The sequence below is a fragment of the Mesorhizobium silamurunense genome (genome assembly GCF_014843825.1).
In the GTDB taxonomy this organism is placed as follows: Bacteria; Pseudomonadota; Alphaproteobacteria; order Rhizobiales; family Rhizobiaceae; genus Mesorhizobium; species Mesorhizobium silamurunense.
Genome location: NZ_JHQR01000190.1, coordinates 1 through 15,508 on the forward strand (window position 1 = coordinate 1; position 15,508 = coordinate 15,508).

Annotated in this window: 16 protein-coding genes and 1 pseudogene; 10 read left to right on the top strand and 7 right to left on the bottom strand. The window is 63.8% G+C overall.

Features of this window, described 5'->3' with window-relative positions; genetic code table 11:
* Nucleotides 1-341, bottom strand: a pseudogene (locus DH10_RS21150) (hypothetical protein); the annotation flags it as partial.
* Nucleotides 328-1,491, bottom strand: a complete 1,164-nt coding sequence (locus DH10_RS21155; RefSeq protein WP_192385288.1) for a hypothetical protein — start codon at nt 1,489-1,491, stop codon at nt 328-330. The gene DH10_RS21155 and the pseudogene DH10_RS21150, both read right to left, overlap by 14 nt.
* A 320-nt stretch (nt 1,492-1,811) precedes the next feature.
* Here DH10_RS21155 and DH10_RS21160 point away from each other — a divergent pair, with 320 nt between their 5' ends.
* Nucleotides 1,812-4,145, top strand: coding sequence for a response regulator (locus DH10_RS21160; protein WP_192247040.1), 2,334 nt, complete (start codon nt 1,812-1,814; stop codon nt 4,143-4,145).
* Nucleotides 4,146-4,225: 80 nt separating this feature from the next.
* Here the strand turns inward: DH10_RS21160 and DH10_RS21165 are convergent, their stop codons facing one another.
* The 3 genes from DH10_RS21165 to DH10_RS21175 form a co-directional block, all read right to left on the bottom strand.
* Nucleotides 4,226-5,182 carry a lytic transglycosylase domain-containing protein gene (locus tag DH10_RS21165; protein ID WP_192247042.1) on the bottom strand — a complete coding sequence of 319 codons (957 nt, stop codon included), beginning with the start codon at nt 5,180-5,182 and terminating at the stop codon, nt 4,226-4,228.
* A gap of 4 nt (nt 5,183-5,186) precedes the next feature.
* Nucleotides 5,187-6,437 carry a flavodoxin-dependent (E)-4-hydroxy-3-methylbut-2-enyl-diphosphate synthase gene (gene ispG, locus DH10_RS21170; protein WP_192247044.1) on the bottom strand — a complete coding sequence of 417 codons (1,251 nt, stop codon included), beginning with the start codon at nt 6,435-6,437 and terminating at the stop codon, nt 5,187-5,189.
* Between the two features lie 286 nt (nt 6,438-6,723).
* Nucleotides 6,724-6,903 carry a YdcH family protein gene (locus DH10_RS21175; RefSeq protein WP_192247046.1) on the bottom strand — a complete coding sequence of 60 codons (180 nt, stop codon included), beginning with the start codon at nt 6,901-6,903 and terminating at the stop codon, nt 6,724-6,726.
* Between the two features lie 238 nt (nt 6,904-7,141).
* On the opposite strand from DH10_RS21175, the gene DH10_RS21180 reads away from it, so the two are divergent.
* Nucleotides 7,142-7,345 carry a YdcH family protein gene (locus DH10_RS21180; RefSeq protein WP_027166663.1) on the top strand — a complete coding sequence of 68 codons (204 nt, stop codon included), beginning with the start codon at nt 7,142-7,144 and terminating at the stop codon, nt 7,343-7,345.
* Between the two features lie 17 nt (nt 7,346-7,362).
* Here the strand turns inward: DH10_RS21180 and DH10_RS21185 are convergent, their stop codons facing one another.
* Complete coding sequence (locus DH10_RS21185) at nt 7,363-8,163, bottom strand: IclR family transcriptional regulator (protein ID WP_192247048.1); 801 nt, start codon at nt 8,161-8,163, stop codon at nt 7,363-7,365.
* Nucleotides 8,164-8,287: 124 nt separating this feature from the next.
* On the opposite strand from DH10_RS21185, the gene DH10_RS21190 reads away from it, so the two are divergent.
* The 6 genes from DH10_RS21190 (at nt 8,288) to DH10_RS21215 (ending at nt 13,149) form a co-directional block, all read left to right on the top strand.
* A complete protein-coding gene (locus DH10_RS21190; RefSeq protein WP_192247050.1) occupies nt 8,288-9,160 on the top strand; it encodes a transporter substrate-binding protein in 873 nt (290 codons plus the stop codon).
* A 117-nt stretch (nt 9,161-9,277) separates the two neighbouring features.
* Entirely contained in the window at nt 9,278-9,943 is a 666-nt protein-coding gene (locus DH10_RS21195) for an amino acid ABC transporter permease (RefSeq protein ID WP_192247052.1), read from the top strand.
* On the top strand, nt 9,943-10,593 hold the full coding sequence (locus DH10_RS21200) for an amino acid ABC transporter permease (protein ID WP_192247055.1): 651 nt from the start codon (nt 9,943-9,945) through the stop codon (nt 10,591-10,593). The genes DH10_RS21195 and DH10_RS21200 overlap by 1 nt, the downstream gene beginning before the upstream one ends.
* 4 nt (nt 10,594-10,597) lie before the next feature.
* Entirely contained in the window at nt 10,598-11,392 is a 795-nt protein-coding gene (locus DH10_RS21205) for an amino acid ABC transporter ATP-binding protein (RefSeq protein ID WP_192247057.1), read from the top strand.
* Nucleotides 11,393-11,460: 68 nt separating this feature from the next.
* Nucleotides 11,461-11,922 carry a RidA family protein gene (locus DH10_RS21210; RefSeq protein ID WP_192247059.1) on the top strand — a complete coding sequence of 154 codons (462 nt, stop codon included), beginning with the start codon at nt 11,461-11,463 and terminating at the stop codon, nt 11,920-11,922.
* A 21-nt stretch (nt 11,923-11,943) separates the two neighbouring features.
* Nucleotides 11,944-13,149: an aminotransferase class V-fold PLP-dependent enzyme gene (locus DH10_RS21215; RefSeq protein WP_192247061.1), complete on the top strand. Its 1,206-nt coding sequence runs from the start codon at nt 11,944-11,946 to the stop codon at nt 13,147-13,149.
* 54 nt (nt 13,150-13,203) lie between these two features.
* On the opposite strand, the gene DH10_RS21220 is transcribed toward DH10_RS21215, so the two are convergent.
* Complete coding sequence (locus tag DH10_RS21220) at nt 13,204-14,115, bottom strand: LysR family transcriptional regulator (RefSeq protein WP_192247063.1); 912 nt, start codon at nt 14,113-14,115, stop codon at nt 13,204-13,206.
* Between the two features lie 96 nt (nt 14,116-14,211).
* Between DH10_RS21220 and DH10_RS21225 the strand changes: the two genes are divergently transcribed.
* Together DH10_RS21225 and purE are read left to right on the top strand one after the other, a co-directional pair.
* On the top strand, nt 14,212-14,961 hold the full coding sequence (locus DH10_RS21225) for a glucose 1-dehydrogenase (RefSeq protein ID WP_192247065.1): 750 nt from the start codon (nt 14,212-14,214) through the stop codon (nt 14,959-14,961).
* An 87-nt stretch (nt 14,962-15,048) separates the two neighbouring features.
* Nucleotides 15,049-15,508 (top strand): 5-(carboxyamino)imidazole ribonucleotide mutase (purE, locus tag DH10_RS21230; RefSeq protein ID WP_192385289.1); only part of this gene is annotated, 460 nt, incomplete at its 3' end.

Below are 15,508 nucleotides of genomic sequence, written 5' to 3' on the forward strand. Positions count from 1 at the left end.
CGAGGCGGCGGCAGGGCGAGCCGCAGGCGCGAGCGCTCGCCCAGCGAATGGGTGCCGTCGGCCACCGGCCCCGACCAACCGCAGACTCTCATGCCTGTTGTCTCCCGGGCACCGTCGGAACGGAACGACACGGTCCGGCCCGGCGTGTAGCGTCCGACGGAATCGCGGTTGAGGCAGGTCGTGGTCTTGTCGATGTAATAGGCGCGGTAGTCGTCGTTGACATTCGGGCTGAGGGCAAGCGCGAGTATGACGATCTCGGCCGCCGCAAGAGCGCCCGCCAGCGCGTAGCCGCCAGACAGGATTGCGGGCGTGGTCGATTTCGTCAGCTCAGACCAGCGCAAGATAGCCTCCAAGCCACTCCACGGTCATGAAGTAGCAGGTGGCGACAAAGAGGATCAGCACTGCGACGAATGTCGGTTTCGAGGCCGACAGCAGCATGGCCATCAGCATCGCCAGCGGCGCGAGGCCGACGACATAGCGGACCATCGAAGCCAGGTTCGAGGTCAAAGGCAGGATGAGGGCCATCGCGCAGAAGAGGGCCGCCCCAAATTGTCTGCGAGCCGCCAGAACAGCCGACAGCGCCAGTCCCACGATTGCCGTCAACGCGCTCCATTGCGGCGCGGTGGGCAGAAAGCCGGTCAGGGGGTGGTAGGACAGGCCTGCCCAGAGGAACAGCAACGGATTGCCCGCCACCCGCCCGAACGCGCGCTGGACGTGGACGAATGCAAAGCCGTCTCCGACGGTGGCGTAAAGGTAGAGTATGTAGCCGAACAGGCCGACGGGCGAGATGAGTATGGCGATGATGAGATCCGGCCGGCCGAGCAGCCACCGGGGAAAGCCGATGACCGATCCGCCCTTCGCGCGATGCTCCTCGAACATGCGAATAACTATCGCGAACACGGCGAGCACGCCCACGACCCTCGTTGCCGAGAGCAGCGCGCAGAACAGCCCAGCGGCGACATAGCTGGAGCGTTTGAGCGCCAGGAAAAGGCATGACGTCAAAAGCAGGAAGAGGGGCTCGGTGAGGAAGGTGGCAAAATAGAACGAGAACGGGCCGCTGAGCAGGAATGCGCAGTAGAGCGCATAGGCCCGCATGTTTTTGTCCATGAGCGGCCATGCCACCAGGCACGAGACGTAGCCGCATGCCAACGATGCCGCCGTCGCGATCGCGATGGTGGAGAAAGGGAGAATGGTGCGGACCGTCGCCACCAGCATCGGATAGAGCGGAAAGAACCCCCAACGTCCGACATTGCTGTGGCCCGGAATGGGAAAGCGCTCATAGCCCTGCTCGGAAATGTCCACATACCAGGTGCAATCCCACTTGCAGAACGCGCGGACACAGGCCGCGAGGCTCGGATCCGGTGACACCGACGCAAATGCGGCATAGCGGATGGCAAGACCGCTCAACAGGAACAGCAACGGCAATGCCGCAACCGCAATCACCGTGAGGCGAATGCCGCTGTTCGAACGCGCGACATCTCCAACTGCCAAATCCGCCTCCACCCCCTACGGATGGTGTCGCCAAACGGTTCCGCATCGGGCTAGCCTCCTGGAGAACCGGCTTGGCCGTCCGACACTGCATACGTAAAGCGCCGTCGGGATCTTTAGTTCCGCTCACGCAGCTTCAGCGCTGCACCGACCCTCTTCACAACAGGAGAAGGGCGCGCCTGCTTTTCGACGCGAAGCCCTGCCTCGGCTTCGCGTCGAAAGCTGTCATCATTTGATAAAGCACATCCCCCACCAACGAAATCTTAATGTAAATCAAGCGTAATCCCGGCCATTAAAATTGTGCGTATGGGTTGGGGTTGCGCATGCCTGAGTATACCTCCTTCATCCGGTCGATCCGGATTCGCTACATTTCGGGATTGCTCGTCATCGCGTTGGCCTCCGCCGCCGTCATGTTCGCGCTCAACCGCGTGAACTCATACCGCCACCAGGTCGACGCCCTCAGCGGCAATTTCGTCATCTTCTCGCGCGACCTTCGCAACGCCACCAATTTCGCCGAGACGACCGGAACGGCCTGGCGGGCCGAGACCCGGGATGCGCTGACCAGCGCCGCGCGCGGCCATTCCGAACGGCTGATGGGCGAGATCGAGATTCTGAACGCGCAGCTCGCGGCGATCAGGCCGCGCCTGTCGAACAACACCCTCAACGCGCTCGAATCCGCTTCGGTGAACGGCGATCTGTTCTGGTCGGCGCGCGACATGGTGCGCAACTTCAACCTGATGTCTGTCGCTCAGAAAGTCGACGAATGGAGCTATCGCGAGATCCGCAACCAGAACGATCTTTTCGCCCAGCCCATGCTGGTGCGCGTGCGCACGGCGCTCGACGACGAACGGCATCTCGCCGACGCCTCCAACGACCGGCTGCTCTTGTGGGCAAGCGGCCTGCTGCTCGCGGTGCTCGCCATCGCGGCGATTTGGATCTTCCGGCCGATGGAGGACGCGATCCGCCGCGCCTTCGCCGAAACGGCCGCATCGCTGTTCAAAGCAGAGGCTGCTGACCGCGCCAAGTCGGAATTCCTCGCCAATATGAGCCATGAGATCCGCACGCCGATGAACGGCGTGCTCGGCATGGCCGAGCTTCTCGCCAAGACCGAGCTGACGCCGCGCCAGAAGACCTTCACCGACGTCATCGTCAAATCCGGCAACGCACTGCTCACCATCATCAACGACATCCTCGACTTTTCGAAGATCAATGCCGGCCAGCTGACGCTCGACCCCGCTCCCTTCCGCCTGGCCGAAGCGGTCGAGGACGTGGCCACCCTGGTTTCGGCCCGCGTTGCCGAAAAGAACCTCGAGCTTATCGTGCGCGTCGACCCGCGCCTGCCGGCTTTCGTCGTCGGCGACGCCGGACGCTTCCGCCAGATCGTCACCAACCTGCTCGGCAACGCGGTGAAGTTCACCGAGAAGGGGCATGTGCTGATCGATGTCGGCGGCGACCTCGTCGACGGAACCGTCCAGCTCAAGGTCCGCGTCGAGGATACCGGAATCGGCATCCCCGCCGAGAAGCTGCAAAGCGTGTTCGAGAAATTCGCCCAGGTCGACGGCTCGTCCACCCGGCGCCACGAAGGCACCGGCCTCGGCCTCGCCATCTCCGCCCGCCTCGTCGACCTGATGGGCGGCAAGATCGGCGTCGAAAGCGAGATCGGCCGCGGCTCGGTCTTCTGGTTCGCCGTGCCGCTGCCCGTGCACAAACAGGAAGCGCGCGACGAGATCGTGCCGGTCGACGTCACCGGCGCCCGCGTGCTGGTCATCGACGACAACCCGGTCAATCGCGAGATCCTGCTGGAGCAGCTGCGGAGCTGGAGCTTCGACTGCGCCGCGGCCGAAAGCGGCGCCGTCGGCCTCGCCTTCCTCGACCGTGCCTGCCAGCTCGGCGCCTCGGTCGACTGCATCATCCTCGATTATCAGATGCCCGGCATGAATGGCGCCGATGTCGCCAGGGCGATTGCCGCCGACAGCCGCCTTACGTCCATTCCGGTCGTGCTGCTCACCTCCGTCGACCAAGTCGATTTCGGCAGAATGGTGATCGACTTCGGCATCGCCGCCCATCTCACCAAGCCGGCGCGTTCGGCAGTGCTGCTCGGCACCGTGATCTCCGCCATCCAGAAGGCGCGCATGCAAGGCGCCAAGGCGCATTTCGTGCGCGAGCCGGTCGTCGCCCAGCCGGCTCCGCCGGCCTTCACGGTGATCCGCGGTCCGGCCGTTCCGGTGCCCGTGGCGCCGGAATCGACCGCCGCGCCGAGCGGCCCGATCGATATCCTGATTGCCGAGGACAATGACGTGAACCAGCTGGTCTTCGGCCAGATCCTTAGCGGCCTCGGCCTCAGCTATCGAATCGCCGGCAACGGCCGCACCGCGGTCGAGATGTACCGCTCGCTGCGGCCGCGGCTGGTGCTGATGGACGTCTCCATGCCGGAGCTGAACGGCTATGAGGCGACGCGCGCCATCCGCGCGATCGAAGAGCAGAACGGCAGCCATATGCCGATCATCGGCGTCACCGCGCACGCGCTGAAGGGCGATCGCGAAAAATGCATCGAGGCCGGCATGGACGACTACCTGCCGAAGCCGGTTTCCCCCGACCGCCTCGGCGCCAAGATCGGCACCTGGCTCAGCGAGACGGTGACGGCGAAGAGGGCGTGAGGCGCAGTTGAAAGACGAACGGGGCCACGAACAAACGACCGACGCCGAGTTCCTTCGCGCCGGCCTCTCTATCCGGACAGCTACCGGTTTCGCATAACCACGCACGCCCCGCCGACGCTTTGCAGCTTGTTGCAGATACCGTTGGCCTCGGCACGCGAGTCGGCGCCGATCCTGACCGCATAGATGCCGCGCCGGCCAATCGGGGTGCGCACGCGGCTCACCACCGGATCATGGCTGGCCAGCAGGGCCGGGAATCGGCCACGCACGCGCAGCCACTGGCCGATTGCGGCGGAGCGGCGGAAATTGCCGGCCACCTGCACGCCCCACGGCTTGGCGTTGATCGAGGCCATGGCGACGGTTTGCGACATGATCACCGGCAGCCTGCGGCAGGCAACCGCGAAGCTCATCTTCGGATCGAGCGGCTGGATGGCGCCGGCATAAGCTGTGTCCGAGAACTTGTCGACCGGCTCGCCCATGATGTCAAAGACATAGCTCTCGGTCTCTATCGGCAGGAAGCCGCCGGAATCCAGCCATCGCGCGACGCGGTTCTCGCCGGCATTGTAGGCCGCCGCCGCTAGGCCGAGATTGCCGTAGCCCGCCTTCATCTCGGCAAGATATTTCGCTGACGCCGGGATGGCCTGCCCGATGTCGTAGGGATCGGCAAGCCCGCGCAGCTTGGCCGTGCCGGGCATGAACTGCGCGATGCCTTCGGCGCCGACCGGACTGACCGCATTGGGGTCGAAGCGGCTCTCCTTCCAGATCAGCCTGGCGAAGAAATCCTTGGGCAGGCTGTTCTTGTCGGCCTCGGTCTCGATCAGGTCGCAGACGCGGCCGATCAGGCGTTTGGCGGCCGATTGCGGCGGGTCGGCCAGCGCCTGACCAACGCAGCCTAGCCCGAAAAACAGGAGCAGCGTCGCGATCCGAGCAGTTCCAGGAAAAGTGTGAAACGGTTTTCGGTCCGGAATTGCGTCAAAACAAATAGATGGAGCGGTTCGGCGTTTCCGGGAAACGGTGAACCGCTCTATCAAACGCCGCATCGGCTCATTCCGCGGCGGCTTTGCCGTGCCCGTACCGCTGCTCGATATAGTCGGCGACCATCTTTTCGAAATCCTGCGCGATCGATGGGCCGCGCAGCGTCGCCGCCTTCTTGCCGTCGATGAAGACCGGCGCCGTCGGCGTCTCGCCGGTGCCAGGCAAAGATATGCCGATGTCGGCATGCTTGGATTCGCCGGGACCGTTGACGATGCAGCCCATCACCGCGACCTTGAGGTTCTCGACGCCGGGATATTTCTCGCGCCACACCGGCATGTTCTTGCGGATATCGGCCTGAATGCTCTGGGCCAGTTCCTGGAACACCGTGGAGGTCGTGCGGCCGCAGCCGGGGCAGGCGGCGACGATCGGCACGAACTGCCGGAACCCCATCGTCTGCAACAGTTCCTGCGATACCTGCACCTCGCGCGTGCGGTCGCCATTCGGCTCCGGCGTCAGCGAGATGCGGATCGTGTCGCCGATGCCTTGCTGCAGAAGGATGCCCATCGCCGCGGAAGAGGCGACAATGCCCTTGGTGCCCATGCCGGCCTCTGTCAGGCCGAGATGCAGCGCATGATCGGAGCGCGTCGCCAATTCGGTATAGACGGCGATCAGGTCCTGCACGCCGCTGACCTTCGCCGACAGTATGATCTTGTCGCGGCCAAGCCCGATCTCTTCAGCCATCTCGGCCGACAGGATCGCCGACTGCACGATCGCCTCGCGCGTGACTTCCTGCGCGGTGAGCGGCGAGCCCTGGGCCTGGTTCTCGTCCATCAACCGGGTCAGGAGCTCCTGGTCGAGCGAGCCCCAGTTGACGCCGATCCGCACCGGCTTGTCGTATCTGATCGCCATCTCGACGATCGCCGCGAACTGGCGGTCCTTCTTCTCCTTGAAGCCGACATTGCCGGGATTGATGCGGTATTTCGCCAACGCTTCGGCGCAGGCCGGATGATCGGCAAGCAGCTTGTGGCCGATATAGTGAAAATCGCCGACCAGCGGCACGTTGACGCCGAGCCTCAACAGCCTTTCCCGGATGAGCGGCACAGCGGCGGCGCTCTCGTCGCGGTCGACGGTGATGCGCACGATCTCCGAGCCGGCACGATGCAGCGCGGCAATTTGCGCGACCGTCTGGTCGACATCGGCAGTGTCGGTATTGGTCATCGACTGCACGACGACCGGCGCGCCGCCGCCGACCGTCACGCCGTCGATATCGACGCCGACCGACGCACGGCGCGGGAAAGGAGAAGAAAAATATCCGGTCATGGCCGGCAGCCTTTAGCTTGGAGCAGAAAGATGCTCAAGGGTCCGGGCATGAGGTGGAGGAGCAAAGAAAGCTTGTCAATGGCAAGGAGCGGACGATCGGCCCAATCGGCTGCCTGAGCCGTTGCCGAGACCATGATAGCCAACTCCGGCTGCGAAGGCGCCCAAACCACGCCGCCGCTACCGAAACTGGTCAAAATTAAAACTAAACACCCAAACCCCGGTGGCATCGAAGCTACCGAGTGGATGATTGCGCCGTAAATGGCGCGTGATGTTGCCTAGAGGAGCTTCAGTGCGCCGTTGGTTTCGCCTTCAGCTTTTCAATCTCGTCCTTGATTGCCAACTTGCGCCGCTTGAGAGTGGCGATCTCGAGGTCGTCTACCGAAGGATGATTCATCGCGTCGATAATCTCACGCTCGATGTCGCCGTGCTTTCGCTGCAGCTCATCAAGATGGGATGCAAGAGACATGATTGGTTCTCCCTTTCATGGTTTCCTCGATTGCAGCCGTCGCAGGCACGTCCACCGCAGGTCGCTACTGTGACGGCACGGTGACAGTTTGCCACCAACCAATCTCGATGTCGAATGCCGTGTGGTAGCATTCCACGACAATGTGAAATGTGATATCAGCGGCGCGCCGGTCACAAAACCCCACCGGCCCCGCCCAGACAGGCCCATCCTTGGGCGATGCATACGCAGACGGTAGAGAATGTCCGAACAGGAACAGGCTGAAATACGCCTAGAATATTCCCGGCTCAAACAGGAACACGCCGATTTCGACGCCGCCATCAATGCGATGATCGCCATGGGTTGCGACCCGCTGCAGATCCAACGCATGAAGAAGAAGAAGCTCCTGCTGAAGGACCGGCTGATGGCGCTGGAAGACCGCATCATCCCCGACATCATCGCCTGACCGCCAGCTTTCCTTCGCTACGAGATTGAGAGCCTGGCGGCGCGCTCGCGCAGCAGCGCGACCAGTTCGCCTGTCCGCGCTTCCGACGTGTCGATCGGAACCACCAGGCACATCGTCGCCTCGACCTTGCCGGGTGCCGAAAAGACCGGCGCCGCCAGGCATTTGGTGTAGGCGTCGACAAGGCCTGAGGTCACGCAATAGCCGGTGACGCGGGCTTTTGCGATGTCGTCGATGAAGTCGTCGAGTTCGATCTTGCGGCCGTCCGGCAGCACGAGGTCGTCCTCAGAGATCATCGCCTCGATCCGGCTCCGGTCGAGGCCGGCAAGCAGCAGCCGGCCGGACGCGGTCCAGGGCAGCGGTATCTGCAGCCCGGTGGCCGAGCTGATACGGAACGGCCTCATACCCGGGCTCGAATGGACGATCGTGTAGCGGCCGCTCTGCAGCATGCAGAGCTCCGAGGTTTCCCCCGTCTCGCGCGACAGCGTGTCGACCTCCTGCCGTCCGCGCCTGAGCAGGTCGTTGCCGCGCATGTAGGCCATTCCGTAGAGGTAGAGCTTCTTGCCGAAATAGACGCGGTTGCCGTCGCCGGCCATCTCCAGGAGCCCGGCATCGACCAGCTCGCGAACCAGCGTATAGGTCGTCGAGCGCGGGGCATTGAGCCCCTTGGCCAACTCGCCGATGCCGATCGCGCGCTGGGTGGCATGCAGGAATTCCAGAATGTGAAGCACGCGGTTGAGGCCCTTCTCGCGTGATTTCGCGGGCCTCTCCTCGTCCACGCCCCCGGTCGGCCACTCCGCCAGCGTCTTGCCATCTTGCATTGTCGATTCCCGGTGTTAGTATCTGTCTTGTACAGGATACATTCGTCTCTTGTAAGAGACAATTGCTTTGTCGATTACCGACGCGTGTATTTGCAAGGGGAACACAACACGAAAGGAGGTCGCCGTGAACGACACATCCGGAAGACGTGATTTTCTGAAATTGGGAATGGCGGGACTTGCCACGGCCGGCGCGCTCACCGCGGTCAGCGCCGAGAAAGCCGCCGCGCAGGCCGCATCCGACAGCGTGCTGCGCACCGCGCTCGATCGCGGCAAGCTGATCGTCGGCACCGGCAGCACCAATGCGCCCTGGCATTTCGAGAATGATGCCGGCGAGTTGGTCGGCATGGACATCACCATGGGCCGCATCCTCGCCAAGGGCCTGTTCGACGATCCGACCAAGGTCGAGTTCGTCATGCAGGATCCGGCGCAGCGCATCCCGAACGTCACCACCAGCAAGGTCGACATCACCATCCAGTTCATGACCATGACCGCGCAGCGCTCGCAGCTGATCCACTTCTCGCGGCCGTATTACGTCGAAGGCGTCGCGCTGCTGACGCTGCCCGGCTCCGAGAACAAGACCTTCGACAAGCTGCTTGCAGCGGGTTCGGCCACGCGCGTCTCGATCCTGCAGAATGTCGATGCCGAAAGCTCGGTGCATTATGCTTTGCCGCAGGCGCAGGTGATGCAGATCGACACCCAGGCGAACGTGCTGCAGGCCCTGGAATCCAAGCGCGTCGACGCCGCCGCGGTCGACCTATCCACCGTGCGCTGGCTCGCCTCGCGCAACCCGGACAAATATTTCGATGCCGGCAAGAGCTGGTATTCGATGCTTTACGGCGCGGCGCTCCGGCAAGGCGATCTCGATTGGCTGACCTATGTCAACCAGACCTTCACCATCGCCATGTTCGGCCACGAGACGGCGCTCTACGACGCCGCCTTCAAGGAATATTTCGGCCAGGAGCCGCCGCCGCGCCACCCGGGCTTCCCGGTCATCTGACCAGGCCCATCCGACAAAGCCGGCGGAGGGGCACGTCCTTCCGCCCGTTTTCCCTCGACACGGGCCTGGTGGGTGGCGGATGCTTGATCCGTCACCGCAGGCCATTGAGACGGACGCATGGGCTATACGCTCAATTTCAACCTGATCTGGCGGCATTTCGACAAGCTTTCGGGCGGGCTGCTGCTCAGCCTCGAGCTCGCCTTGATCTCGATCGCCATCGGCATCGTCATTGGCCTGGTGCTGGCGGTCTGGTACGTCTCGGCCGGGCGCGTCGTGCGCGGCGTCATCGCGGCTTACGTCGAATTCATCCGCAACGTGCCGCTGATCCTGCTCGTCTATCTGGTCTTCTACGGCCTGCCGACCGTCATCGACGTCGCCTATAGCGCGCAGACCTCCTTCGTGGCGACGCTTGCGCTTTATAGCGGCGCCTATCTGGTCGAGGTGTTCCGCTCGGGTCTCGAGGCCGTGCCACGCGGTCAGATCGACGCCGGCAAGGCGATCGGACTGACGCCCTGGCAACGGCTTATCCATGTGCGCCTGCCGACAATGATGCGCATCACCCTGCCGGCGCTGTCGAACACCTTCATCTCGCTGTTCAAGGACACGTCGGTCGCCTCGGTCATCTCGGTGCCCGAGCTGACCTATGGCGCGCAGTGGATCAACTTCAACACCTTCCGCATCGTCGAGGTCTATCTCGTCGTGACGGCGATGTATCTGGTGACGGGCTACGTCCTGCTCTTCGCGCTCCGCCTGGTCGAACGCTGGTACAGGACGGCGCGCTGATGCTCAGCCAGATCGCCTATGCCCTGCCGTTCCTCGCCGAAGGCTTCGCGCTGACGCTCTGGGTGTCTTTGCTGGTCGTGGTGCTGTCGCTGATTGCCGGCGTCATCCTGGGCGTCGGTCTCGTCTACGGACCGGCGCCGCTGCGCTGGGCGGTTCGCATCTTCAGCGACACCATTCGCGGCATCCCCATCCTGGTGCTGATCTTCTTCGTCTATTACGGACTGCCGGCGGTCGGCGTTCACCTGCAGTCCTTCTGGGCTGCGGTGCTGGCGCTCACTCTGTTCAAGACCGCGCAGGTCGTCGAATATCTGCGCGGGGCGGTCGCTTCCATTCCAAAGGGTCAGTCGGAGGCGGCGATGGCGATCGGCCTGACCTTCCGCCAGCGGCTTGCCTACGTGATCTTCCCGCAGGCCTTCCGCCGCTTCCTGCCGCCCTGGATCAACGGCGTCACCGACGCGGTGAAAGGCAGCGCGCTAGTCTCGCTGCTCGGCATCACCGACCTCATGCAGGCCATCAACCAGGTTATCGGCCGCACCTATGAGGCGATGCCGCTCTATATCCTCGGCGCTCTCCTCTATTTCGCCGTCAACTATGCGCTCTCGCTCGCCAGCCGTCGGCTGGAGCAGCGTTTCGCCTTCATCCGGGAATAGCACGATGGCCACCAGTTCCAACGACAGCCCGGCGCTTCTCGATATTGCCGAAGTCTCGAAGTCCTTCGGCTCCGTCGAGGTGCTGCGCTCGGTTAGCCTCAAGGTGGCGAAGGGCGAGGTGGTCACGGTCATCGGCCCGTCCGGCAGCGGCAAGACCACGCTGCTGCGCTGCGTCAACTTCCTCGAAAGCTACGACAGCGGCTCGATCCGCATCGACGGCAAGGAGGTCGGTTTTCGCGACGGCGGCGCGCGCCAACGGCGCAGCGAGCGCGACTTGGCCAGCATGCGTGCCGAGACCGGGATGGTCTTCCAGAGCTTCAACCTGTTCCCGCATCTGACGGCGGCCGGCAACATCATGCTCGGCCTCACCAAGGTGCGCGGCAAGAGCAATTCGGAGGCGCGCTCGATCGCCGAGCATTGGCTGGGCCGCGTCGGCCTCGCCCACAAGGCCGACAGCCTGCCGGCGGAGCTTTCCGGCGGCCAGCAGCAGCGCGTCGGCATTGCGCGCGCGGTCGCCATGGAACCAAAGATTCTGCTGCTCGATGAGATCACCTCGGCGCTCGATCCGGAACTCGTCGGCGAGGTGCTGGCGGTGGTGCGCAGCCTGGCCGAGGACGGCATGACGATGGTCATGGTGACGCATGAAATGGCCTTCGCCCGCGATGCGTCGAGCCGCATCGTCTTCATGGCCGATGGCGGCGTCTCGGCAGTCGGTCCGCCGAAGGAGGTCCTCGCCGTGGAGACCACCAACGAGCGCCTCCGCACCTTTCTGGCGCGCTTCCGCGCCTCGCATTTCTGACATCGGATGGCCTTCGCCATTCATTGTGGACAACGGATGGCTGAAGCCATCCTAGGGAGCATTCTTCCATGACGCCTTATGCCCGGCTCGCCGAACTCGGCCTGACGCTGCCCGAGCCGCCGACGCCCATCGCCAACTTCGTCACCTATGCCGAGAGCGGCCGCCTGATCTTCCTCTCCGGCCAGGGGCCGCTGCGCGCCGACGGCACGCTTTGCACCGGCAAGGTCGGCGAGGACGTGACCGTCGAACAGGCCTATGAGCATGCCCGCCTCACCGGCCTCAACCTGCTTGCCGTCATGCATGCGGCGGCGGGAGACCTCGGCCGCATCGTGCGCGTGGTGAAACTGCTCGGCTTCGTCAACGCGACGCCGACCTTCAGCGACCATCCCCAGGTGGTCAATGGCTGCTCCGACCTCTTCGCCGATGTCTTCGACAAGATCGGCGGCCATGCGCGCTCGGCGATAGGCGTCGGCTCGCTGCCCGGGAACATCACCGTCGAAATCGAAGCGGTTGTCGAGATCGCCGCCTGACTTCATGGAGTGTCCACTGCAATGAAAACCTATTCCGATACCGGCTCCAACACCACGATCCGCGAGCGGCTGGGGCTGAGGCCGATCATCAACGTCTCCGGCACGATGACATCGCTTGGCGCTTCGATCATCGTTCCCGAGGCGATCAGCGCCATGACCGAGATCGCCTCGCAATGGGTGGAGATGGACGATTTGCAGCGCGCCGCCAGCGCGGTCGTCGCGCGCCTTACCGGCGGCGAGGCCGGCTTCATCACCGCTTGCTGCGCCAGCGGCATCACGATGGCGATCGCCGGGGCGATGACCGGCACGAACCTTTTGGCAATCGAGCGCCTGCCGGACGACACCGAAGGGCTGAAGTCGGAGGTTGTCATCCAGCTCGGCCATATCGTCAACTACGGCGCGCCGATCGACCAGTCGATCCGCGTCGCCGGCGCCAAGGTCATTCCGGCCGGCACCGTCAGTGTCACGCAGGACTATCACGTGCGCGAGGCGATCAACGAGCGCACGGCGGCGGCGCTCTACGTAGTTGCCCATCACACGGTGCAATACGGCATGCTTTCGCTGGAGGAGTTCTGCGAGATCTGCCACGCCAAGAGCATTCCGGTGATTGTCGACGCCGCCTCCGAATACGACCTGCGCAGCTTCCTCGCGCGTGGCGCCGATGTCGTCGTCTATAGCGGCCACAAATTCCTCAGCGGCCCGACCAGCGGCATCGTCACCGGCCGCAAGGATCTGGTGCGCGCCGCCTATCTGCAGAACCGCGGCGTCGCGCGGGCCATGAAGGTCGGCAAGGAAAGCATTGCCGGCACCATGGCGGCGCTCGACGCCTGGGAGAAGCGCGACCATGCCGGCATCCGCCGGCGCGAGGAGGCGGCGCTCAATCTCTGGAAGGACGCGCTGCAGGGCATTCCGGGTATCGGCGCGCAGATCATACCCGATCCGACCGCCAATCCGCTCGATCGCCTGCAGGTGTTCGTGCGGCCGGAAAGCCGCTTCACCGCCGCCGGCCTAGCCTCGGCGCTCGCCGCCGGTTCGCCGCCGGTCATCGTGCGCAACCACGAGGTCGAGCGCGGCCACTTCTTCCTCGATCCGTGCAACCTCCATCCTGGCGAGGCGGAGATCGTCGCCGAGCAGCTACGGGCGGTGCTGATGGCGAAGGACCGGCCGGCCAATGCGATGAAAGCGGCGCGCAAAGATTCGGCCGGCGCGCTGCGCTGGCCGGATTGACACAGCTGCTCACCGCCATGTGGCCACTCCGGAAGAGGAGCTTTGAAGCACCAGTCAAGTGTCTGGCCGCATCGGCCTCGTCAGCACGGCCATCTGCTTCGACAGGAAGTCGATAAACAATCGGGCGCGGACCGGCGCCTGCCGGCCGAATGCATGGACGACGTGAACAGGTATGGCGGGCATGCTCACTTGCCCCAGAACGCGAACCAGCCGGCCGGAGCTGAGATCGTCCTGCACCGCAAATTGCATGAGGTGTGCGATTCCCGCGCCGGCAAGCGCCGCTTGACGAATGGCGCCGGCGTCGTCGGTATCGAGACGGCCGTTCGGCACAACACGGCTCCCGTCGGTAAGAGTAATGGGATAGGGCCGGCCCAACATCTGATGACGAACAAAGTCGTGGTTTCGCAGGTCTTCGGTTGAGCTCGGGCAACCCCTCCGGTCGATGTAGGTCGGGGACGCGACCAGCACGACCGGCAGATCGGCAATCTTTTGCGCGAGCAAGCCGACGTCCGACAATTCCCCCATCCGCACCGCGACGTCATAGCCTTCTCGGATCAAGTCGGCATGACGATCGGTTACGCTGAGTTCCAGCTTCACTTCGTTGTGCTGCGCAAGGAACATCTGCGCCCAAGAAGCAATCATGGTGCGACCAAGTTCGACGGGCGCGGTGACGCGCAAAAGGCCCCGCGCTTTGTCGGCCACGCGGACGGTGTCTTCTGCATCGTCGAGCGCCTTCAATAGAGGCGCGACACGCTCGTAATAGGCGGTCCCCTCGCTCGTCAGCCCGAGCTGACGCGTCGAACGACGGATCAGCCGCACCCCCAGCCGTCGCTCGAGCCTCGCCACGCTCTTCGAAACCGCTGACGGGCTCGACCCAAGCATGCGGCTCGCGGCTTGGAACGACCCTGTTTCGACGGTCCTTACGAAGGCGACCAAGCCTGCAGTTTTCTCAAGGATAGTTGTCATTCCAGAATTCCAGGCAAAAAAGAACGCACCAACGCAAGCCTAATCGGCCATAATCATGTCCATATACTACCTGTCATCGGCACAAGGAGAGATTTGATGAGCAAACTGGTGGGCAAGGTCGCGATCGTTACGGGCGCCTCCAAAGGTATTGGCGCGGCCATTGCCAAGGCGCTTGCCGCGGCCGGCGCTGCCGTAGTCGTCAACTTCACCTCGTCGAGCATGGATGCCGATCAGGTGGTGGGCCAGATCAAGGAGCAAGGCGGCCAAGCCATGTCCGTCCAGGGCAACGTGTCGATAGTCGCCGATGTGCGCCGCCTTTTCGAGACAGCAAAGTTAGTGTTCGGATCGGTCGACATTCTGGTGAACAATGCGGGAGTATTCGAATTTGAGCCGCTGGAGGCGGTTACCGAGGCTCAATTCCACCGTCAGTTTGACATCAACGTGCTCGGACCGATCCTCACCATTCAGGAGGCGGCCAAACACTTCGGTGCCGTCGGCGGCAGCATCATCAACATCAGCTCGATTGCCAGCTCGAACCCACAGCCGAATTCGCTTATTTACGCCGCGACGAAGGGGGCGGTGGACACGATCACGGTTTCGTTGTCCAGGGAGCTCGGCCGCCGCAACATTCGCGTCAATGCCATTGCTCCCGGCGTGATTGACACCGAAGGATTGAGGCGTGTCGGTATCATGGGCAGCGAACTTGAGAAGCAGATCGTCGAGCGGACTCCCCTCGGTCGCTTCGGCCAGCCGGAGGACATTGCTCGCGTGGCGGTCTTCCTCGCCTCTGACGAAGCGTCATGGCTTACCGGCGAACGTATTGCCGCTTCGGGCGGCTGGCAGTAACCGCAACCGCGTTGTCACACAGGACCTTATCCTTGCGGCTGCCGGCGAATTCCGCTAAGGCGCGCCTTTGCCGCCGGGAGCGATACCTTGACCGATCAGCGTGCCGACGTCGCCATCATCATGGGCAGCCAGTCCGACTGGGCGACGATGCGCCAGGCGGCCGAAACACTGGATGCGCTGGGCATTCCGCACAAAAGGCTGATCGTCTCGGCGCACCGCACGCCCGACCGCCTCTACGAATTCGCCAAGGGCGCCAAGGCCGCCGGCTACAAGGTGATCATCGCCGGCGCTGGCGGCGCGGCGCACCTGCCCGGCATGACGGCGGCGATGACGCCGCTTCCGGTCTTCGGCGTGCCGGTGGAATCCAAGGCGCTGTCAGGGCAGGATTCGCTGCTTTCCATCGTGCAGATGCCGGCTGGCATTCCGGTGGGCACGCTGGCGATCGGCAAGGCCGGTGCCGCCAACGCTGCCCTTCTCGCCGCCGCGGTGCTCGCGCTCAACGATGAAAAGCTCGCCGCCCGGCTCGACGCCTGGCGCGCCGCCCAGA